The 19,778-nt window shown below is 72.8% G+C and carries 19 protein-coding genes and 6 tRNA genes; 16 read left to right on the top strand and 9 right to left on the bottom strand.

Annotated features, from left to right (window positions below; translation table 11 throughout):
• Positions 1 to 81: 81 nt before the first annotated feature.
• The 3 genes from cobT (at position 82) to ABZ434_RS29995 (ending at position 6,020) form a co-directional block, all read left to right on the top strand.
• Positions 82 to 3,657 (top strand): nicotinate-nucleotide--dimethylbenzimidazole phosphoribosyltransferase, encoded by a 3,576-nt coding sequence (gene cobT / locus ABZ434_RS30005; protein ID WP_359143121.1) that lies wholly within the window; start codon positions 82 to 84, stop codon positions 3,655 to 3,657.
• 226 nt (positions 3,658 to 3,883) lie between these two features.
• Positions 3,884 to 5,137, top strand: a complete 1,254-nt coding sequence (cobA, locus tag ABZ434_RS30000) for a uroporphyrinogen-III C-methyltransferase (protein WP_359143119.1) — start codon at positions 3,884 to 3,886, stop codon at positions 5,135 to 5,137.
• A 64-nt stretch (positions 5,138 to 5,201) separates the two neighbouring features.
• Positions 5,202 to 6,020, top strand: a complete 819-nt coding sequence (locus ABZ434_RS29995; RefSeq protein WP_359143117.1) for an RNA methyltransferase — start codon at positions 5,202 to 5,204, stop codon at positions 6,018 to 6,020.
• Between the two features lie 255 nt (positions 6,021 to 6,275).
• Here ABZ434_RS29995 and ABZ434_RS29990 read toward each other — a convergent pair whose 3' ends face one another.
• Positions 6,276 to 7,556, bottom strand: a complete 1,281-nt coding sequence (locus tag ABZ434_RS29990; protein WP_359143115.1) for a protein kinase — start codon at positions 7,554 to 7,556, stop codon at positions 6,276 to 6,278.
• Between the two features lie 205 nt (positions 7,557 to 7,761).
• Here ABZ434_RS29990 and ABZ434_RS29985 point away from each other — a divergent pair, with 205 nt between their 5' ends.
• The 4 genes from ABZ434_RS29985 to ABZ434_RS29970 all read left to right on the top strand — a co-directional run bounded on the left by ABZ434_RS29985 (position 7,762) and on the right by ABZ434_RS29970 (position 10,008).
• Positions 7,762 to 8,022: a hypothetical protein gene (locus ABZ434_RS29985; protein ID WP_356317275.1), complete on the top strand. Its 261-nt coding sequence runs from the start codon at positions 7,762 to 7,764 to the stop codon at positions 8,020 to 8,022.
• A gap of 187 nt (positions 8,023 to 8,209) precedes the next feature.
• Entirely contained in the window at positions 8,210 to 8,419 is a 210-nt protein-coding gene (locus ABZ434_RS29980) for a hypothetical protein (RefSeq protein WP_359143113.1), read from the top strand.
• 237 nt (positions 8,420 to 8,656) lie between these two features.
• On the top strand, positions 8,657 to 9,655 hold the full coding sequence (locus ABZ434_RS29975) for an aminoglycoside phosphotransferase family protein (RefSeq protein ID WP_359143111.1): 999 nt from the start codon (positions 8,657 to 8,659) through the stop codon (positions 9,653 to 9,655).
• Between the two features lie 68 nt (positions 9,656 to 9,723).
• Positions 9,724 to 10,008 carry a zf-TFIIB domain-containing protein gene (locus ABZ434_RS29970; RefSeq protein ID WP_359143109.1) on the top strand — a complete coding sequence of 95 codons (285 nt, stop codon included), beginning with the start codon at positions 9,724 to 9,726 and terminating at the stop codon, positions 10,006 to 10,008.
• A gap of 109 nt (positions 10,009 to 10,117) precedes the next feature.
• On the opposite strand, the gene ABZ434_RS29965 is transcribed toward ABZ434_RS29970, so the two are convergent.
• The 5 genes from ABZ434_RS29965 to ABZ434_RS29945 form a co-directional block, all read right to left on the bottom strand.
• Positions 10,118 to 10,189, bottom strand: a tRNA-Val gene (locus ABZ434_RS29965).
• A gap of 23 nt (positions 10,190 to 10,212) precedes the next feature.
• Positions 10,213 to 10,284 (bottom strand) — tRNA-Val (locus tag ABZ434_RS29960).
• A gap of 19 nt (positions 10,285 to 10,303) precedes the next feature.
• Positions 10,304 to 10,375 (bottom strand) — tRNA-Val (locus ABZ434_RS29955).
• Position 10,376: 1 nt separating this feature from the next.
• Positions 10,377 to 10,450 (bottom strand) — tRNA-Cys (locus ABZ434_RS29950).
• A gap of 37 nt (positions 10,451 to 10,487) precedes the next feature.
• A tRNA-Gly gene (locus ABZ434_RS29945) sits at positions 10,488 to 10,560 on the bottom strand.
• Between the two features lie 163 nt (positions 10,561 to 10,723).
• Here ABZ434_RS29945 and ABZ434_RS29940 point away from each other — a divergent pair.
• The 3 genes from ABZ434_RS29940 (at position 10,724) to ABZ434_RS29930 (ending at position 13,491) form a co-directional block, all read left to right on the top strand.
• On the top strand, positions 10,724 to 11,761 hold the full coding sequence (locus ABZ434_RS29940) for a chorismate-binding protein (protein WP_359143207.1): 1,038 nt from the start codon (positions 10,724 to 10,726) through the stop codon (positions 11,759 to 11,761).
• On the top strand, positions 11,758 to 12,579 hold the full coding sequence (locus tag ABZ434_RS29935) for an aminodeoxychorismate lyase (protein WP_359143107.1): 822 nt from the start codon (positions 11,758 to 11,760) through the stop codon (positions 12,577 to 12,579). Before ABZ434_RS29940 ends, ABZ434_RS29935 begins: the two co-directional genes overlap by 4 nt.
• Before the next feature lie 75 nt (positions 12,580 to 12,654).
• Positions 12,655 to 13,491: a GNAT family N-acetyltransferase gene (locus ABZ434_RS29930; protein ID WP_359143105.1), complete on the top strand. Its 837-nt coding sequence runs from the start codon at positions 12,655 to 12,657 to the stop codon at positions 13,489 to 13,491.
• A 245-nt stretch (positions 13,492 to 13,736) separates the two neighbouring features.
• Here the strand turns inward: ABZ434_RS29930 and ABZ434_RS29925 are convergent, their stop codons facing one another.
• Positions 13,737 to 14,252, bottom strand: a complete 516-nt coding sequence (locus ABZ434_RS29925; RefSeq protein WP_359143103.1) for a DsbA family protein — start codon at positions 14,250 to 14,252, stop codon at positions 13,737 to 13,739.
• Positions 14,253 to 14,453: 201 nt separating this feature from the next.
• Between ABZ434_RS29925 and ABZ434_RS29920 the strand changes: the two genes are divergently transcribed.
• The 4 genes from ABZ434_RS29920 to ABZ434_RS29905 all read left to right on the top strand — a co-directional run bounded on the left by ABZ434_RS29920 (position 14,454) and on the right by ABZ434_RS29905 (position 17,580).
• Positions 14,454 to 14,909, top strand: a complete 456-nt coding sequence (locus ABZ434_RS29920; protein WP_359143101.1) for a hypothetical protein — start codon at positions 14,454 to 14,456, stop codon at positions 14,907 to 14,909.
• A gap of 235 nt (positions 14,910 to 15,144) precedes the next feature.
• Complete coding sequence (locus ABZ434_RS29915; RefSeq protein WP_359143099.1) at positions 15,145 to 16,164, top strand: LacI family DNA-binding transcriptional regulator; 1,020 nt, start codon at positions 15,145 to 15,147, stop codon at positions 16,162 to 16,164.
• 75 nt (positions 16,165 to 16,239) lie between these two features.
• Complete coding sequence (locus tag ABZ434_RS29910; RefSeq protein ID WP_359143097.1) at positions 16,240 to 17,211, top strand: acetylxylan esterase; 972 nt, start codon at positions 16,240 to 16,242, stop codon at positions 17,209 to 17,211.
• A 213-nt stretch (positions 17,212 to 17,424) separates the two neighbouring features.
• Positions 17,425 to 17,580, top strand: coding sequence for a hypothetical protein (locus ABZ434_RS29905; RefSeq protein WP_164494018.1), 156 nt, complete (start codon positions 17,425 to 17,427; stop codon positions 17,578 to 17,580).
• Positions 17,581 to 17,584: 4 nt separating this feature from the next.
• On the opposite strand, the gene ABZ434_RS29900 is transcribed toward ABZ434_RS29905, so the two are convergent.
• Both ABZ434_RS29900 and ABZ434_RS29895 read right to left on the bottom strand, forming a co-directional pair.
• Positions 17,585 to 18,166, bottom strand: coding sequence for a CGNR zinc finger domain-containing protein (locus ABZ434_RS29900; protein WP_359143094.1), 582 nt, complete (start codon positions 18,164 to 18,166; stop codon positions 17,585 to 17,587).
• Between the two features lie 320 nt (positions 18,167 to 18,486).
• Positions 18,487 to 18,900: an SsgA family sporulation/cell division regulator gene (locus ABZ434_RS29895; protein WP_003959770.1), complete on the bottom strand. Its 414-nt coding sequence runs from the start codon at positions 18,898 to 18,900 to the stop codon at positions 18,487 to 18,489.
• A gap of 190 nt (positions 18,901 to 19,090) precedes the next feature.
• Here ABZ434_RS29895 and ABZ434_RS29890 point away from each other — a divergent pair, with 190 nt between their 5' ends.
• Together ABZ434_RS29890 and ABZ434_RS29885 are read left to right on the top strand one after the other, a co-directional pair.
• The gene (locus tag ABZ434_RS29890) at positions 19,091 to 19,582 is read left to right on the top strand and encodes a TIGR02611 family protein (protein WP_359143092.1); all 492 of its coding nucleotides are present in this window, start codon (positions 19,091 to 19,093) and stop codon (positions 19,580 to 19,582) included.
• A 54-nt stretch (positions 19,583 to 19,636) separates the two neighbouring features.
• A tRNA-Val gene (locus ABZ434_RS29885) sits at positions 19,637 to 19,708 on the top strand.
• The last annotated feature ends 70 nt before the right edge of the window (positions 19,709 to 19,778 follow it).

Here is a 19,778-nt window from a genome sequence, read left to right as displayed (position 1 = left end):
ATGGGACGAGCACCGGCGTGCCGTGTCGGGGCGTCCCGGGCGAAGGGCCGAAGGAGCACTGACGATGGGCGAGGGGTACGCATGAGTGACACCGGCCAGATCCCGGGCGAGGGACTGCCGGAGAACGCAGGCATGGTGGAGCAGCCGGGCGCCCCCGCCCCGGGCGCCTACACCTTCCTCGACCCCTCCGAGCACACGACCGAGGACGACGACCTTCTCCTGATGCCGAGCCCCCAGGGTGCCTGGAGCGAACCCCAGGCGGGCCAGGCGCCGCTGCCCGAGCAGGGTGGCGGCTACCAGCCCGTCGCCCCGCAGCCGCACACCGTGCCGCAGGGCGACGGCGGGGCGCAGGGCCCGGTCCAGTTCCAGGAGCAGGCCCAGGTCCCGGCGTACGCCATGCAGCAGGCCGCCGCACCGCTCCAGGAGACCGGCCCGGGGACGCACGAGTCCGGCGGCCGGGACTCCGGCCATGTCGACCTCGCCGGCGTGCGCATCCCGTCGCCCGTCCCCGCACCGGCGCAGACCCAGGTACCCGTGGCCCAGGCCCAGGCACCCGTGCGCCGCCCGCTGCACCGCGGCCCGGCATCCCCCGATTCCGGCCCCTCCTACGGAGGTACGTCCGGCGGGGGTGTGGTCCGTTCGCTGGCCGACCGGGGCCCCGCGGGCACCCCGCAGCCGCAGGCCCAGCCCCCGATGCGGGCAGCCGTGCAGACGCCCGCACGGCACGCCGGTCCGGCCACCGCCGAACCCGAGTACTTCGGGCTGCCGGCCGACGAGGTGGCGGCGCTCCCGGGCCCGCAGCTCGGCGAGATCCCGCCGCAGGGCACGGGCCAGTGGGCGGCCCAGGCGCCCCAGCAGGCCGCCCCGCCGGTCGAGACCGTGGTTCCCGCTACCGTCGCCGCCCAGGAGCCGTCGGCCCCTCAGGCGCCGGCAGCAGAAACGGTCGTCCCGGAGGCGGCTGTGCCGGAGGCTGTGGCTCCGGAGCCGGTCGTCGAGGAGCCTGTGGCCGAAGCGCAGGCAGAGGTGCCGGCGCCTGTCGCCCACACCGTCGAGCCGTCGATCGTCGAACCGGCTGCCGTCGAACCGGCTGCCGTCGAACCGGCGCTGAGCGAGCCCGTGGCCGTCGAGGGCGGGGAGCCGGTGCCCGGACCCGCGGCGGCAACCGTCTCTGCCGGGGTCCCCGAGGAGGCCGCTCAGGCCCCGCGGGCCGAGGCGCCGGCGGAGACCGCACCCGAAGACGTGGCGCCGGTCGAGGCCGCGCCTGCCGAAACAGCAGTGCCGGTCGCGGCCGCGCCTGCCGAAACAGCCGTAGCGGCCGAGGCCGGGCCCGCCGAGGCCGTGGCCCCGGTGGCCGCCGCAGGTGCCGAGGAGCAGGCCCCCGAAGCCGCGCCGGTCGAGGCCACGTTCGTCGAAGCGGTGTCGGCGCAGACCGTGCCCGCCGCGGACGAGCAGGCGCAAGAGAGCGTCTTCGAGGCACCGGCGGCTGTGCAGCCGCCGGTGGAACCGGTGCCCGACGGATCGTCCCTGGGCCGGTTCGTACCCGTGGTGGGCTCGCTTCCCACCCCACCCCACCTGGCCCCGACGCCCGTGGCCGAGCAGCCGGCCGAGTCGGCTGCGGCGGCAGAGGCAGCGGCAGCGCCCGTGGCAATCGCGGCGGAGCCCGGACCGGCCGAGGCGGCGGAAGGGGTGGCGGTCATCGAGCCCGTCGCCGAGCCGGAGCCGGGCCCCGAGGTCATCGAGACCCCGGACCTGACGGGCAGTGGGCCGGAGCCCGTCCGGCCCGAGGCAGCCGAGACGGAGTCCGAGCCGGTGGCCCGGACCACCGGGCTCGCGGAGGCCTCTGCTCCCGCATCGGCCGACGAGCCCCGAGCCCAGCAGCCCGACGGCGCCCCGGCCCCCGAGGCCGAAGAGGTGCCCGCGGTCTCGCCGCCGGCCCCCGGTTACGACGACGCCGAGCGCGAGGCCGTACTGCGCGTCATGCGCGAGCGCCGCGACATCCGCAACGGCTTCCGCAGCGACCCCATCCCGCACGAGGTGCTCCTGCGGGTCCTGGAGGCCGCCCACACCGCGCCGAGCGTGGGGCACTCCCAGCCCTGGGACTTCGTCGTCATCCGTTCCGCGGAGACCCGCCGCTCCATGCACGAACTGGCGCAGCGTCAGCGTGAGGCGTACGCGAAGTCGCTCCCCAAGGGGCGGGCGAAGCAGTTCAAGGAACTGAAGATCGAGGCGATCGTCGACACCCCTGTCAACATCGTCGTCACGGCCGACCCCACCCGCGGCGGCCGCCACACCCTCGGCCGGCACACCCAGCCGCAGATGGCCCCGTACTCCTCGGCCCTCGCCGTCGAGAACCTGTGGCTCGCCGCCCGGGCCGAAGGCCTCGGCGTCGGCTGGGTCAGCTTCTTCGACGAGCGCGAGATGGTCCGCGCCCTGGGCCTGCCCGAGCACCTCGAGGTCGTCGCGTACCTCTGTGTCGGTTACGTCGACGAGTTCCCGGAGGAGCCCGAGCTGATGCAGGCGGGCTGGTCCAAGCGCCGTCCGCTGTCCTGGGTCGTCCACGAGGAGACGTACGGCCGCCGCGCCCTGCCCGGCGAGGAGCCGCACGACCTGCTCCAGGAGACCATCTCCAGCATCCGGCCGCTGGACGCCAAGGCGCTCGGTGAGGCGTGGGAGCGCCAGAAGCGGATGACCAAGCCGGCCGGCGCGCTCGGCATGCTGGAGATCATCTCGGCGCAGCTCTCGGGGCTCTCCCGGATGTGCCCGCCGCCGATCCCGGAGCCCGCGGCCGTCGCGATCTTCGCGGGCGACCACGGAGTGCACGCCCAGGGCGTCACGGCCTGGCCGCAGGAGGTCACCGGCCAGATGGTCGCCAACTTCCTCGGCGGCGGCGCCGTCTGCAACGCGTTCGCGGCCCAGGTCGGTGCCGAGGTGTGCGTCGTCGACGTCGGCGTGGCCACGGAGCTGCCCGCGCAGCCCGGCCTGCTGCCCCGCAAGGTGCGCGCAGGGACGGCGGACTTCACGACCGGACCCGCGCTCACCCGCGAGGAGGTCCTCTCCGCGATCGAGGTCGGCATCGAGACCGCCCGCGACCTGGTCGCGGCCGGCAACAAGGGCCTGCTGACCGGCGAGATGGGCATCGCCAACACCACGGCGTCGGCGGCCCTGATCTGTGTGTACACGGGGATGGACCCGGCCGAGGTCACCGGCCGCGGTACCGGCATCAACGACGAGATGCACGCCCGCAAGGTCGACGTCGTGCGCCGCGCCCTGGACCTGCACCAGCCGGACCCGGCCGACCCGATCGGCGTCCTGGCGGCCGTGGGAGGCCTGGAGCACGCCGCGATGGCCGGGTTCCTGCTCGGCGGGGCGTCGCTCCGGACGCCTGTCATCCTCGACGGCGTGAGCGCGGGCGCCGCGGCACTGGTCGCACGCGCCATCGCGCCGGAGGCCCTGGCAGCCTGCATCGCCGGCCACCGCAGCGCCGAGCCCGGCCATGTCGCCGCGCTCAACAAGCTGGGCCTGCGCCCGCTCGTCGACCTCGACCTCCGCCTCGGCGAGGGTACGGGCGCACTGCTGGCACTGCCGATCGTGCAGAGCGCGGCGCGTGCGATGCACGAGGTCGCGACGTTCGACTCGGCGGGCGTCACGGAGAAGTAGTCCGGCAGGGGGTCCGGGGGCGCTGCCTCCGGGCCCCCGACCCTCGACCGCCGGAAGGGCCGGACGTCGCCCGGATTCCAGCCTCGCCGGCGTTCGAGGCGCGGAGCCAGGGGCGGAGCCCCGCTCACCCCCGCACCCCACCCCGTATCGTGAACCCCGCACGTCACAGCCGCTCCACCGCCGCAGCGGCCGCAGCCCCCGCATCGCACGAGGAGCCCGCACCGCCATGGCCGAGCACGCCGATCACCCCGCCTACCCTGTCGGACTGCGCCTGAGCGGGCGCCGCGTAGTCGTCGTCGGCGGCGGCCAGGTCGCGCAGCGCCGGCTCCCCGCCCTCATCGCCGCCGGAGCCGACATCGTCCTCGTGTCGCCTGCCGCCACCCCTTCCGTCGAGGCCATGGCCGACGCCGGAGAGATCCGTTGGGAGCGCCGCCCGTACACCGAGGGGGACCTGGTCGACACCTGGTACGCCCTCGTCGCGTCCGACGACCCGGCGGCCAACGACGCAGCCTCGGCCGAGGCCGAGCGCACCCGTACCTGGTGCGTCCGCAGTGACGACGCGGACGCCGCCACCGCCTGGACCCCCGCCACCGGCCGCAGCGAGGGCGTGACGGTCGCCGTCCTCACCGCCGGCGCACACGGCCGCGACCCGCGCCACTCCGCCGCCGTCCGCGACGCCATCGTCGAGGGCCTGCGCGACGGCACCCTCGCCGCACCCCACCACCGGACCCGGACCCCCGGCGTCTGGCTGGTCGGCGGAGGCCCCGGCGACCCCGACCTGATCACCGTCCGCGGCCGCCGCCTGCTCGCCGAGGCGGACGTCGTCATCGCGGACCGGCTCGGCCCGCGCGACCTGCTCGACGAACTCCCGCCGCACGTCGAGGTGATCGACGCCGCCAAGATCCCCTACGGCCGCTACATGGCGCAGGAGGCGATCAACAACGCGCTGATCGAGCACGCCAAGGCCGGCAAGGCCGTCGTCCGGCTCAAGGGCGGCGACCCGTTCGTCTTCGGGCGCGGCATGGAGGAGGCCCAGGCGCTCGCCGCCGAAGGCATCCCGTGCACCGTGGTGCCCGGCATCTCCAGCTCGATCTCGGTGCCCGGAGCGGCCGGCATCCCCGTCACCCACCGCGGTGTCGCCCACGCGTTCACCGTCGTCAGCGGTCACGTCGCCCCCGACGACGAGCGTTCGCTGGTCGACTGGGAGGCACTCGCCCGGCAGCGCGGCACCCTCGTGCTCCTGATGGCCGTCGACAAGATCGGCGCCATCGCCCGTACGCTCATGGCCCACGGCAAGTCGCCCGCGACTCCGGTCGCACTGGTCCAGGAAGGGACCACGGCAGCCCAGCGCCGCGTCGACGCGACGCTCGCGACGGTCGCCGAGCGAGTCGTCGCGGAGGACGTCCGTCCGCCCGCCGTCATCGTCATCGGCGATGTCGTCGCGGTCGGCCCTACGGCCGTCGCGCGCACCGCAGAGTAACCATCGGTAACGGATCTTCCTCCAGACCGTTGGCACCACACACCGGACAAGGCAGTATCAACCTGTGGCTGATCTCATCACCGTCGACGACCCCGACGACCCCCGCCTGAGCGACTACACCGGTCTGACCGATGTCGAGCTCCGGCGCAGGCGGGAGCCCGCGGAGGGCCTCTTCATCGCCGAGGGGGAGAAGGTGATCAGACGCGCCAGGCACGCCGGGTACGAGATGCGCTCCATGCTGCTCTCGGCGAAGTGGGTCGACCTGATGCGCGACGTCATCGACGAGGTCCCGGCGCCGGTGTACGCGGTCAGCCCCGACCTCGCCGAACGCGTCACCGGCTATCACGTGCACCGCGGCGCGCTCGCCTCCATGCAGCGCAAGCCCCTGCCGACGGCCGACGAACTGCTCCGCACGACCCGCCGCGTGGTCGTCATGGAGGCCGTCAACGACCACACGAACATCGGCGCGATCTTCCGCAGCGCCGCCGCGCTCGGCATGGACGCCGTGCTGCTCTCCCCGGACTGTGCGGACCCGCTCTACCGGCGCTCCGTCAAGGTCTCGATGGGCGCGGTCTTCTCGGTGCCGTACGCCCGCCTCGACACCTGGCCCAAGGCCTTGGAGACCGTACGGGAAGCGGGCTTCAAGCTGCTCGCGCTGACGCCCGACGAGAAGGCCAGCAGCATCGAGGAGGCGGCGCCGCACCGGATGGACCAGGTGGCCCTGATGCTCGGAGCCGAGGGCGACGGGCTGTCCACGCAGGCCCTCGTCGCCGCCGACGAATGGGTGCGCATCCCGATGGCCCACGGCGTCGACTCGCTGAACGTCGGCGCGGCCGCCGCGGTCGCCTTCTACGCGGTCGCGACCGGCCGCCCGGAGAGCTAGGGCCTCGTCGAACTCCCGGCTGCTGAGCGGCGTCCGGCACACACTCGCGGCGTTCCCGCAATGCACCGGTCCCTGGCAGCTCCGCTACGCGACCATTCCGGCGCCTTGCGATCGCACGCACCGGACGCCGCGCGGCCGCCCTTCGGGCATCGGCGGGTGTGTGACGGCAGGCCCGGGGGCCTGCCGTCCGGCTCGGGCCGCTCCCGCGAGCTCGGCACGAGCCTGACAAGGAGCTCCGGGCGGAGTCCTGAGCGCCTACTGCTCGCCCTGCCCCTGGCTCTGGCCGGCGCCGAGCCCGCGGGCCGGCCCCTGGCAGCCCTGAGCCGCCGCGATGCCCAGCGCCACCAGCAGCGTCACCACGACGAAGACCACCAGCCGCTGCCGCAGCAGCCGCGGATTGGCGGGACGCCGGCCGGTCGAGGTCGAGCGGGCGCCGGGCCGGGTCCCCGGCCTGCCGTTTGTCCCGACCGTCCCCTGCGCCCTCTTGCCCGAACGTGTCGTGCTGCGCGGCTGCTGCTGCGCGGGGCGCGAACCTCCGGTCCGGGGCGACGCGGGCCGCGGTGATGCCGCCTGCCGGCTCTGCGGCCGCGAGACCGGGGCGGGGCCGGGCGCGCGACGGGTCTGCTGCTCGGTGTACGGGCCGTCCAGACGTCCGGTCGGGCGGTCGGCCTCCTGCGCCGAACGCTGGGCGGGCGGGCGGCTCTCGTGCAGTCCCTGCGCCTCGCGTGCCGCGATCTCCTTCAGCCGCATGGAGAGTTGCAGCGTGCTGGGCCGTTCCTCCGGGTCCTTCGCCAGGCACGCGCTCACCAGGGGGGCGAGCGCGTCGTGCACGTCGTACAGCTGAGGCTCCTCGTGCACCACGCGGTAGAGCATCACTTCGGAACTGCCGTGACCGAAGGGTGAGTCGGCCATGGCCGCGTACGCCAGCGTCGCCCCCAGGGAGAAGACGTCCGTCGCGGGCGTCACCGCCGCGCCCCGCACCTGCTCGGGCGCGAGGAAGCCCGGTGATCCGACCGCCGTACCGACGTGCGTGAGCGTGGATGCGCCGGTTGCCCAGGCGATACCGAAGTCGATGATCCGCGGGCCCTTGGGGGACAGGAGGATGTTCGACGGCTTCAGGTCCCGGTGGACGACACCGGCCTCGTGCACCGCGACCAGGCCCTCGGAGAGCGCCGCCCCGATCGATGCCACCTCGGCGGCCGACAGCGGCCCTTCCTCGGCCACCTTGTCGTGCAGCGAGGGCCCCGGGACGTACTGCGTCGCGAACCACGGACGGTCCGCCTCCAGGTCGGCGGCGACCAGCCTCGCCGTGCAGCCGCCGCGGATCCGCCGGGCGGCGGACACCTCGCGCGCGAACCGCGAGCGGAACTCCTGATCCTCCGCCAGGTCGGGGCGGATCACCTTCAGCGCGACCCGCTGGCCCCGCCGGTCCGAGCCCAGGTAGACGACGCCCATGCCGCCCGCCCCGAGCCGCCGGTGCAGCCTGAACGAGCCGACGACACGCGGGTCCTCGCGCCGGAGCCGCATCATCGCCATGTCTGCCCATCCCCGCTGCCTGGTCCGCCTGACGAGGCACAGCTTACGTACCCGCCGCCCGGGGCGCTCAGAGGCCGCGCCCTCGCCGAAGAATCGATTGTCAGTGCCGGGTGGGAAACTTGAGGAGTGGTCAGGGAGCCGCGGATCCACGCTCCCCGACCCGTGCGAGATCTCAAAGGTCAGTCGCAGAAGGGGGATTGGATCAATGAAGGGCGATCGAGTCGAGATAGTCGTGGACGCCGGAGACACGACCCGAACCTACGAAATGGTGGCCTCCAGAGCAGGGCGCAGGGTGGAGACCGCGGTCCGCCGCGGGGTGGTCGAAGTGAGTGAAGTCACGAGGAACGGCTCCGTGGTGCGCACCGCCCGCTTCATGGCGACCAGGGTGCTCGCCCTGGTCGAACAACCGGTACCCAGGGAGGATGCCTCCGAGCGTCCCCTCCGGGATGACCCCAACGCCGGGTAGGCCCGTCTCCACCCAGGGGAGTACGCCGACTACCCACGGCTCATCCTCCGGGAGGCCCGGCATTCGGTACGCGGGCATGACGCCGCCCGCCTCCCGGATCCCTAATGTTGAAGTCAAGCGGCGGGCGTCGCACTCGTCCCCCGAGGTCAAACGCCCGCCGCCCCACATACAGGTCAGGAGAGGAACCATGGCGGACACGGCAGCGCGGACGATGATCCGCACGCAGGGACGCAGGGCCTATGCCTCGTTCGGCAGCCGCCCGTCCTCCGGCAAGCGCCACCCCCTGGTGGCGACGGCCATGGTTCTTCCTCTGGCGGCCCTGCTCGTAGTCGTCTTCGGCGGCTGGGACGCAGTGGTCACACAGGCGTCGTCCGTGGGCGTGATGCTGGGGCGCTGAGCGGCGCCCCGGGTCCGGAAGAGCGGTCCGGACCGGGACATCCGGCCAACAACCCCGTGGGGACGGGGGTGCGGCGGACGGCAGCGTTTGTCCGGTCAGCTGGGGAGCTGACCGGACATCGCGCTGTCCGGGGCCGTGCGCTGCCCCGGACACCGGCCGGCCGGCACGATCCGCGTACGCTCTCCGGCGGGCACGGCGCCGGCCGCGCCAGCCGATCCCGTGGCACCGGGGGAGTTCGTGACCACCGCAGTCGTACGCGCGCTGGGCGCCCTCGCCCACGAAACGGCCCATGCCCGTTCCGGGCCCCGCTGCGGCTGCCCGCCGCCGGTCGTCCTCGCGGACCGGGCGGACGGCACTGTCGTACGCTGCGGCCCCGTCGTCGCCAAGGCCCATGCCGCCGGTACGGATGCCGCCGCGCTGTCCGCGCGCCTCGGTCTGGCCGCCGGCCCCGGCCTGGCCGGCGTCCTGCTCGCACCGCTCCCCGTGCGGCCCGTCGGCGGCGACGTCGCCTCGCCCCACCTCATCGAGCTGCACGGCCGTCCGGTGACCCTGTGGCCGTACGGGGAGCCCGTGGACCCCGGCGACCCGGACGCTGCGCCGTGGGAGGCGGCGGCCGGCCTGCTGGCCCGCCTCCACCGCGCGGGCGGCCGCACGGGGTCCGCATGGCCTGAGCCGCCCGCCATGCGCGGCCCGGCGAAGGCCGCGCTCGCCGTGGCCCGGATGCGTGCGGCACGGCCCGGCGAGCAGGCGACTGCCGCCGTGCTCGAGGCCTGGCGCGGACTGCCGCCCTGGGCGCGGGACGAGGCCCCCGCCCCCGCGCACCGTGCGCACTTTCTCTGCCACGGAGACCTGCACCTGGGCCAGCTCGTCCGGCACCCCGCGCCGCACGGGCCGTGGCTGCTGATCGACGTCGACGACGCGGGACGGGGCGAACCCGCCTGGGACCTCGCGCGGCCCGCCGCCTGGTACGCGGCGGGGCTGCTGCCCCCCGGGGTGTGGTTCCGCTTCCTGGACGCCTACCGGGCCGCGGGCGGCCCCGCGGTACGTGCCGACGGTGATCCGTGGCCCGAGCTGGATGTCGCCGCCCGCGCCCTGACCGTACAGACGGCAGCGCTGGCGCTCGCCAAGTCCGCGGCGGAGCACAGGGTTCCGGATGCGGTGGAACAGGTGATGATCGACGCCTGTGCCCGAATTGCCGCTCTCCCGCCCGAGTTGACCGCCGAGCACTCGTCGTAGGGTGAACCGAGCGCCGCCGGGCACACATTCCGGCGACGGCTGACCGACGGCGAGGAGTGAGCCCGAAGATGCAGTGTCCCAAGTGCCACGCACAGATGCAGACGTACAACCGCAACGGCATTCAGATCGAGCAGTGCAGCGGCTGCCGGGGGATATTCCTGGACTACGGCGAGCTGGAGTCCCTGACCCGCGTCGAGGCGCAGTGGACGCAGCAGGCTCCGCCGGCGCCGCCTGCCCCGCAGGCCTACCCGGCAGCACCGGCACCCGCCTGGGGCGCCCCGCAGCAGCACGGTGGACACCACCAGGGCCACTACCGGCAGAAGAGCTTCGGCCGGATGCTGTTCTCGTCCTGACCCGGTACGCACGGCGCCCCGGTCCGGACGGAACCCGTCCGGACCGCGGCGCCGGCACGCGCGGAAACGACGAAGCCCCGGTCGTGGAGACGACCGGGGCTTCGGGCTGTGCGCGATACTGGGATTGAACCAGTGACCTCTTCCGTGTCAGGGAAGCGCTCTCCCGCTGAGCTAATCGCGCAGGGTGAACCTGCGTGTACTGCGTGCGCGATACTGGGATTGAACCAGTGACCTCTTCCGTGTCAGGGAAGCGCTCTCCCGCTGAGCTAATCGCGCGGGGGTCCTTGCGGACCGGTGGACGATACTGGGATTGAACCAGTGACCCCTTCCGTGTCAGGGAAGTGCTCTCCCGCTGAGCTAATCGTCCTTGGAGGTGGAGACGGGATTTGAACCCGTGTAGACGGCTTTGCAGGCCGTTGCCTCGCCTCTCGGCCACTCCACCAGGGGTGGGGGTTCGGGAAGATCCCCCACCTTCTGCGAGCGGACGACCAGGTTCGAACTGGCGACCTCAACCTTGGCAAGGTTGCGCTCTACCAACTGAGCTACGTCCGCTTGTCGGTTCCGGTTCACTTGCGTGTCCCGGTGACGTGTTGAACTCTAGCGGATTCCGGGGCCAGTACAAAAACGCGTTTGTGCAGCGTGCTGAGGTGCGCTCGCCCCGGCGCAGGTGGCCGCGCGCCGTCCTAGACTCACCGACGTGCACGACCTTGCCCCAATGGCCCGCTTCGGCGGCCTCGTCGCCTCCGATCTGCAGGATGTGACCAGTGATCCCGCAGCCCTCGACTCGTCCGGCTTCTGGGCGGTATCAGCTGATTTCGAGGGCCGGCTCGTCTGCGCCCGCTTCGCCACCGTGCGCACCGCGGCCGTGCCCGCACCCGTGCGCGGCGCCTGGCGCGGCCCCGTCGCCGGTGACTGGACCTCGTCCCTCGACCGTGCCGCGTACACGGCGGGAGTACGGCGCATTCGCGCGTACATCGCGACGGGCGAGGTCTACCAGGCCAACCTCTGCCGCGTGCTGACCGCGCGGCTGCCCGATCCTGCCGCGGCGGACGTGGACGCCCTCACCGCACTGCTGGCGCGCGGTAACCCCGCCCCGTACGCAGGAACGATTCGGCTGCCCGGTCACGGAGTGGAGATCGCGACGGCCTCGCCGGAGCTGTTCCTGCGCAGGGACGGCCGCACGGTCGAGTCCGGGCCGATCAAGGGCACCGGCCGCACCGAGGCCGATCTGCTGGAGAAGGACCACGCCGAGAACGTGATGATCGTCGACCTGGTCCGCAACGATCTGGGCCGGGTGTGTGCCACGGGGTCGGTCACCGTTCCGGACCTCTGCGCCGTCGAGAAGCACCCGGGCCTCGTCCACCTCGTCTCCACCGTGCGTGGCCGGCTGGCCGACGGCGCCGGCTGGCCGGAACTGCTCGCCGCGGCCTTTCCGCCGGGTTCCGTGACCGGGGCGCCCAAGTCCAGCGCGCTGAGGATCATCGAGGAACTGGAGACCGCCGCGCGCGGCCCCTACTGCGGGGGCATCGGCTGGGTGGACGCCGACCGGGTCACGGCCTCCCTCGCCGTGGGCATCCGCACCTTCTGGACGGACCGCACGGGCGACGCCCCGGTCCTGCGGTTCGGTACCGGCGCCGGCATCACCTGGGGATCGGATCCGGAACGCGAATGGGACGAGACCGAACTGAAGGCGTCCAGGCTGCTCGCGGTAGCGTCGGGCGCGTACGAAGCAACCGGAAGGACCGCACCATGAAGATCTGGGTCAATGGGGGGCTGCGGGCCGCCGACGACGCCCGGGTGTCCGTGCTCGACCACGGGCTGACCGTCGGCGACGGCATCTTCGAGACGGTGAGGACCGCCGACGGCAGGCCCTTCGCCATCACCCGCCATCTCGACCGGCTGACCCGCTCCGCCCTGGGCCTCGGCCTGCCCGCGCCCGACCTCGACGAGGTGCGCCGTGCCTGCGCCGCCGTCATCGAGGCCAATCCGGCAGCGCTCGGAAAGCTCCGCATCACCTACACCGGAGGGATCTCGCCGCTCGGCTCCGACCGTGGCACCGCGGGACCCGGGCTGGTCGTCGCCCTCGGCGAGGTGAAGCGCCGCCCGGACACCACAGCGGTCATCACCGTTCCCTGGACGCGCAACGAACGCGGCGCGCTCACCGGGCTCAAGACCACCTCGTACGCGGAGAACGTCGTCGCCCTCGCCCGCGCTCACGAGCAGGGCGCCTCCGAGGCACTGTTCGCCAACACCGTCGGCAGGCTCTGCGAAGGCACCGGCTCCAACGTCTTCGTCGTCCTCGACGGACAGTTGCACACGCCGCCGGTCGCCTCCGGCTGCCTGGCCGGGATCACCCGCGCACTTGCGGTGGAGTGGACGGGGGCACAGGAGACCGACCTGCCGTTCGACGTCCTGGAACGGGCCGAGGAGATCTTCCTGACCTCCACCCTCCGCGACATCCAGGCCGTCCACCGGGTCGACGGCCGCGAGCTGGCCGGCGGCCCTGGACCGGTGACCGCCAAGGCGATGCGCCTCTTCGACGAGCGGGCCGGCCACGACCTGGACCCGTGACCGGGCCCGCGGCCGCCCGCTTCCTCGTCGCAAAACGGGATGACGCGTGCCCGGACGGGGGATAGAAATCCTCTGATGACCACGACACTCCGGCCGTCCGGGCCGATCCAGTCAGGCGCCGACGGCGCGCGGAGCCGCACGTACGACGTGTGCGACAACGGTCGCCCCGTCGGCGCCGTCGACATCGCCACGGAGCCAGATTCCGACGGCGCGACGGGGGTGCTGCGGTCCTTGCGCATCGAGGAGTCGGTCCGGCGGCGCGGCCGCGGGACCATCGCCGCGCTGGCGGCCGAGGAGGTGCTGCGCGGCTGGGGCTGCACACAGGTGCGGACGGCTGTCGCCGCCGAAGACACCGCGGGGCAGCGGCTGACCACAGCACTCGGCTACACCGAGCGCAGCCGGAACATGATCAAGCAACTGCACGCCGTCCCCCCGGCCCTGCCCGACGGGCTGACCGCACGGCCGATGACGCCGGAGGAGTTCGCAGACTGGGAGGACGGCGCGATCGCCGGGTACGCCGAGAGCCTGATGACGCGCGGCACCCCGCAGGAGGCGGCGCTGCGGGCGGCCCGTGCCTCGCACGCCGCACATCTGCCGCAGGGCCTCGCCACCGAGGGCGCGCAGTTGCATCACCTCGTCCATGAGGGCGAGAAGGCCGGCTTCCTCTGGGTGGCGCGGTTCGAGATGCACCCAGGGCAGGTGATCGGCTACGTGTTCGACGTCGAGGTCGACGAACGCTTCCGGGGACGGGGGTACGGCAGGGCGCTGATGCTCCAGGCCGAACGCCTCGCGATCGGTGCCGGGGAGACGCGGCTGGGCCTCCACGTGGTCACGGCCAACACGCCCGCACTCCGGTTGTACGAGTCGCTCGGCTACGAGCCGACCCGGTACAACCTGGCCAAGCCGCTCTGACCCGATGAGAGGCCGATGCCCGGAGCCGCCGGGCCCCGCAGGCGGGGGCTGGCGCCGAGGGCTCGGCAGGCGGGTTGCTCCGATGATGCGCGGGACGCGTAGGAGCCCCGGCTGCTCCGAGGGGCCGGCCTTCCCTGCAGGCGGGCTGCCGCAAGGGCGCGCCGGCCTCGCGGCCCGGCTGCGCCAGGAGTGTGGCGGCAGCCCCGTCGGCGTCGGCAGCCCGGTCCCTGGCCCGTTTCCCGCGCTCAGCCCTGTTCGGCCAGCAGCAGGTCGGCGATCGCCTCGATACGCTCGCGCAGCCCTTCCTGGCTCTTGCCGCCGTCCAGCCGCTCGCCGCCGATCACGTACGTGGGCGTACCGGTGACCCCGATCGCCTTGCCCTCGGCCTGGTCGGCGTCCACGATCAGCATGTGCCTGCCGTCGATCAGGGCGGTGTCGAACTCCTCGGCGTCCAGACCCAGGTCCCTGGCCACCTCGACCAGCAGCGGTTCACCGGTGCGTGCGAGTTCGGCGGTGCGGGAGAGCACCGCCTCGATGTAGGGCCAGTCCTTGCCCTGCGCCACGGCCTCCTCGGCGGCCTGCGCGGCGGCGTAGGCGTGCTTGTTCTTCTCCAGCGGGAAGTGCCGGAGCCGGATGTCGGCCCGGTCGCCGTACCGGGCGCGGAGGGCGTGCACATCGGTGAGGGCACGGTGGCAGTCGGGGCACTGGAGGTCGCACCAGACATCGAGGACGACCGGGGCTGCGGGGATGGAATCGCTCATGGGGCCAGTCTCCCAGGGCGCGCGAAGGCGCCACGACCGGCATCGGGCGGGCGGAGGCAGCCCGATGCCGGTCGTGCCCCGTACGGCACCTGGGGAGGACCCCGGCCCTGAAATGTCCCTGATGTGGGCTCGGGGCATGGCCGCCCGCCCGGTCGCCGGTGCAGGATGGAAGGGACGTTTCCCCTGCGCATGGAGGCACCGATGCTTGCCGAGACCATTTGCTCCGCGGTGTCCGCGGCGGGCCTGGGCATCGCCGCCGTCACCGCGTACCGGAAGCGGTTTCTCACGGCGACCCGGATCGCCGCCTACTCCCTGGTCCCGATCGGCCTGGTGCTGACCGGCGTCGTGGAATGGGTGTCGGACATCGCGTTCAAGCCGAGCGTCTGGCTCGGCTTCGGGGTGCTGGGGGTGGCCTGGCTGCTGTTCATGACCACCCGCGCGATCGAACGCCGCGGCGGGGGCACCCGCAAGGAGCGCAAGGCGGCCGCCCGGGCCGCGCAGACCGACGCGGTGGCACCCGCGGCCGCGGCCCCCTCACTGGGGGCGGGCGCACCGGCCGCCGAGCCGCGGCAGAAGCAGAAGAAGCAGTCCGGCGGCGCAGGGCCGGGGGACGACTTCAGCGACATCGAGGCCATCCTGAAGAAGCACGGTATCTGAGCAGTTGCGGCCACGGCCGGCGTCCGAGCTCGTCGGCGCGCCTGTGAGGCCCGCTGTCCGGCCCGCGGGTGAGGCTGCGGGGACTCACCCATGTGAATCGATTCAGGCATGATCCTTGACGACGTTCGGTGAGCGGGTTAGCGTCCCACCCGCATTGAAACAATTCATTCACGCCGTCCGTACGATGGGGTGACGCCGCTTGACGAGCGCGGCCGACGGCAGTGGGGCAGGACTAGTGGCGCGTGTGGCAGGGATCAAGGATGTGGCCCGGCAGGCCGGGGTCTCCGTGGGCACGGTCTCCAATGTGATCAACCGCCCCGAGGCCGTGCTGCCCGAGACCCGGGCCCGGGTACTGGCCGCGATCGAGGAGCTCGGATACGTCCGCAGCGAGTCGGCCCGCCAGCTCAGGGCCGGCCGCAGCCGGATCATGGCGCTCCTCGTCCTGGACATGGGCAACCCCTTCTTCGTCGACGTCGCCCGCGGCGCCGAACGCGCCGCCCGCCAGGCGGGCCTCGGTGTCATGGTCTGCAACAGCGGCCAGAGCCCTGCGGAGGAGGCCGAATACCTCGGCCTCTTCGCCGAACAGCGCGTCTGCGGCGTACTCGTCACCCCGGCCGACGCGACCGGCCGCAACCTCGAGTCCTTCAGCCGCCACAAGATCCCCTACGTCCTGGTGGACCGGGTCGCGTCCGGCACGGGCAGCTGCGCCGTCTCCGTCGACGACGTGCGGGGCGGCGCCCTGGCCGTCGGCCACCTGATCTCGGCCGGGCACCGCTCGGTGGCGTACGTCAGCGGTCCCGGCGACCTGCACCAGATCAGGGACCGCCGTGAAGGTGCGCTGTCCGCCCTCGCGGACGCCGGACTGCCGCCCGAGGCGCTCGTCGAGATTCCCTCCGACCGCCTCGACGTGGCGGCGGGCCGTGACGCCGGGGCCAGGCTGCTCGGGCTCGTCCCGCGCCCCACCGCCGTGTTCTGTGCGAACGACCTGCTCGCCCTGGGCGTGCTCCAGTCCCTGTACGCGGCAGGGGTGCGGGTGCCGCAGGACATCGCGATCGTCGGGTACGACGACATCGAGTTCGCCGCCGCGGCTGCCGTACCGCTCACTTCGGTCCGCCAGCCCGCGGTCGTGATGGGCCGGATGGCCGCCGAGCTGCTGCTGGAGGAGGCGGACGACGAGGGCGGCACCCACGAGCACCGCAGCGTGGTGCTCCAGCCGGAACTCGTCGTGCGCGCCTCGAGTTCCACGCCCCGCTGAGGCCTGTCCCCGCTCCGTCCATCCCCTTCTGCCACCGTCCGCCGTTCCTTTCCGCATGCCCGAAATGGAGACGCCGTGTCCCTGTTCGACCTGCCCCTGGACCAACTCCGCAGCTACCGGCCCGAGTCCGATGAGCCCGACGACTTCGACGCCTTCTGGCGCCGCACCCTCGACGAGGCCGCCGAGCACCCCTTGGACGCCGAATTCATCCCCTACGACGCCGCGTTGACCAACGTCGACGTGCACGACGTCTCGTTCGCCGGCTGGGGCGGCGACCGCATACGCGCCTGGCTGAACGTGCCCGCCGGAGCCGAGGGCCCGCTGCCGGTCGTTGTCCACTACCTCGGCTACGGCGGCGGGCGGGGCATGCCGCACGATCACCTGGTCTGGCCCGCGGCCGGCTGGGCGACGCTGGTCGTGGACACGCGCGGCCAGGGTGCCGTCAACAACCACTCGGCGGGCTCCACCGCCGACCCGCACGGCGGCTCCGGACCGCAGTCGCCGGGCTTCATGACCCGCGGCATCCTCGACCCCGACGACTACTACTACCGCCGGGTGTTCACCGACGCGGTGCGCGCCGTCGAGGTGGCCCGCGCCCACCCGTCCGTGGACCCGGACCGGATCGTCGTGCACGGCGGCAGCCAGGGCGGCGGCATCGCCCAGGCGGTCGCCGGGCTCAGCCCCCACATCAAGGCCGCGCTCGTGGACGTACCGTTCCTGACGCACTACCGCCGGGCCGTGGAGATCACCGACAAGGACCCGTACCAGGAGATCGTGCGCTTCCTGGCCACCCAGCACGGCCGGGCCGACCAGGTGTTCCGGACCCTGTCGTACTTCGACGGCATCAGCTTCGCCGCCCGGGCGGACGTGCCGGCGCTGTACTCGGTGGCCCTGATGGACCCCATCTGCCCGCCGTCCACGGTCTTCGCCGCGTACAACAACTGGGCCGGCCCCAAGGAGATCGAGGTCTACCCCTGGAACGGACACGAGGGCGGCACCTGGGCCCACCGCGTCGCACAGCTGCGTATGCTGCGCGACCTGGGCTGACCGACGAGGGGCCGGGGGTGCGGGGGAGCGGTTTCCGAAAGCCGCACGGGCGGAGCGGAGTTCCGGGAGCCCGGTGGCGGAGCGGAGTTCCGAAAGCCTGACAGCGGATCGGACGCCGGAGCGATTCCGGCCGCCCTGTGAGGAGTGAACTCCCGCCATGAAAAGGTGTGTTGATCGCCAACCGGGGCCGGACTGCGTCATGATCGTCCCGAGATGGTGGACACCTCCCGGGGCGATGCCCCCGCACCCCCAGCCGAAGAGCCGCGTGGCTGCCTCTTCGCGCTTTCCCAGCCCCCTCTGATGATCTTCCTCACGGTGATCGGCGGCCTGCTGCTGATGGCCGCGTTGCACGATCTCTTCGTGCTGTGAGCCGTCAGCCGGCCGCTTCCCTGCGGCGCGCCCGGTACGCGGCCACGTGCAAGCGGTTACCGCAGGTGCGGCTGGAGCAGTAGCGGCGGGAACGGTTGCGCGAGAGGTCGACGAAGGCGTGCCGGCAGTCCGGCGCCTCGCAGCGCCGCAGCCGCTCCGTCTCGCCGGCCACGATGATGAACGCGAGGGCCATGCCGCAGTCGGCTGCCAGGTGGTCGGCGAGCGAGGCGTCCGGCGCGAAATAGTGCACGTGCCAGTCGTAGCCGTCGTGGTTGCTGAGCTGCGGCGTGGTGCCCGCGGCGGCGACGAGAGCGTTGACGAGCGAGGCGGCGGTCCGCGCGTCGGGCGCGGCGAACACGTCCGCGAACCGGGCCCGCACGTCGTGGACGGCTCGCAGGTCCTTCTCGTCCAGCTCGTTCACCCCGCTCACCCGGTGGCGCCCGGCGAACGCGTACAGCGCCTCGGTGTCGGCGAGCCCGTCGACGGGTGAGCCGGCGCCGGTATCGGGCTCCTCGCTCTCCGGCGCGGTGTTCACCAGATCGACCACCGTTTCGAGGGCGATCCGGGTGTCGTGGGGGATCAGCACGCTTCCGCTCCCTGGCCTCCGGCGGCGGGACGCCCGCCGATGCCGGCTGACTCTACTGGCTCACCGCGGCCGCCCCGGGGCGCGAGGGGCCTTTGGGGCCCTTGGGGCATGCCTGCCGGCTACGGCAGCGGCGGGGAGGGCTCCGAGGGCGCCTGGCGGGCACCAGGGCCCAGCCGGGCGCGCGAGGGTGCGGGAGAACGCGGACCGGCGCCGTTCCCACGGTGGATTCCGTGGGAACGGCGCCGGTGTCAGCCGTATGAGGTTGTCCGCGCGGCGCCGTCTCCCCGAGTCGGACGGTGCCGTGCGGCTCTCGGCCTGGCTCAGCTCTCGGCCAGGATGTGTGAGAGCTCCGTATCGAGATCGAAGTGACGATGCTCGGTCCCCGGCGGAACCGCGGCGTCGGTCCTCTTCAGGAACGACTCCAGGGCCCGTGCGGGGGCCTCCAGCAGGGCTTCGCCCTCTGGGGAGCTCAGTGCGATGCAGACGACGCCCTGGCCGTGACTTCGGGATGGCCAGACGCGGACGTCTCCGGTGCCGGTGGGCCTGTGCAGCCCCTCGGCAAGGAGGTCACGGGCGAAAACCCACTCGACCGTCTCCTCCGCTCCGGTGTGGAAGGTGGCGTGCACGGCATACGGATCGGCCGTGTCATACCGCAGGCCCGCGGGTACAGGCAGTGAGGACTCGCTCGACACAACGAGGCGCAGGTGCAGCTCGCAGCTGACCGTGGTGTTCATAAGCGCCAGGGCCTTTCGCTCAGTGTGCGCTCGGGGATTCGCACGTCGGCGAAATCGACATGCCACCTACGGTGGCGTTGTAAACCCCTCTGACCGTTTTGTGATCCTTCGGCTAGCTCGTACAGCGGTGTGTAACTTTGAGTCATGCGGCCATTCCGGTGACGAGGAGCGGTCCGGTAGGTTGACCCCCATGAATGCGGAGAGTGACGAGCGGGACGGGGCTGCCGCACCGGCGGATCCGGCGCCCGCGGCGGGGGAAGTGCGCGAGAGCGTGACGGGGGACGTCACGGAAGGTGTGACGAAGGAGGACCGGGAGCTCGGCTCCAGGGCGCCCGGGTTCATCAAGGCGTCCAGGGCGCTGCACCTGAGCTGGCAGGTCGGCGTCTTCGTGGTCGGCCTGGCCGTGGTGGCGGCGGGCATCGTCATGCTGCCGCTGCCGGGCCCCGGCTGGCTGGTGATCTTCGGGGGCATGGCGATCTGGGCGACCGAGTTCGTCTGGGCCCAGCTGGTGCTGCGCTGGACGCGCCGGAAGGTCACCGAGGCCGCCCAGCGTGCGCTCGATCCCAAGGTGCGGCGGCGCAACATCGCCCTCACGGTGATCGGACTCGTGATCATCGCGGTGCTGGGCGGGATCTATGTGTGGAAGTTCGGAATCGTGATGCCGTGGAAGATCGACGAGTGACTCGGGGATGGTCGGGGGGCGCCGCTGACATGGGGTAATGTTTGGCCTGCGCCCGGGCGATTAGCTCAGTGGGAGAGCGCTTCGTTCACACCGAAGAGGTCACTGGTTCGAACCCAGTATCGCCCACCCCGGACCGACGGCCCGGAAGCTTTCATTATCATTCGGGGCCTGGGCGGTTTCGGGGTGCCCCGGAAAA

Origin of the sequence: Streptomyces sp. NPDC005761, assembly GCF_040630635.1 — a bacterium.
In the GTDB taxonomy this organism is placed as follows: Bacteria; Actinomycetota; Actinomycetes; order Streptomycetales; family Streptomycetaceae; genus Streptomyces.
Note: the sequence above shows the minus strand (reverse complement) of the source record. Positions and strands in the feature narration are given on the sequence as shown.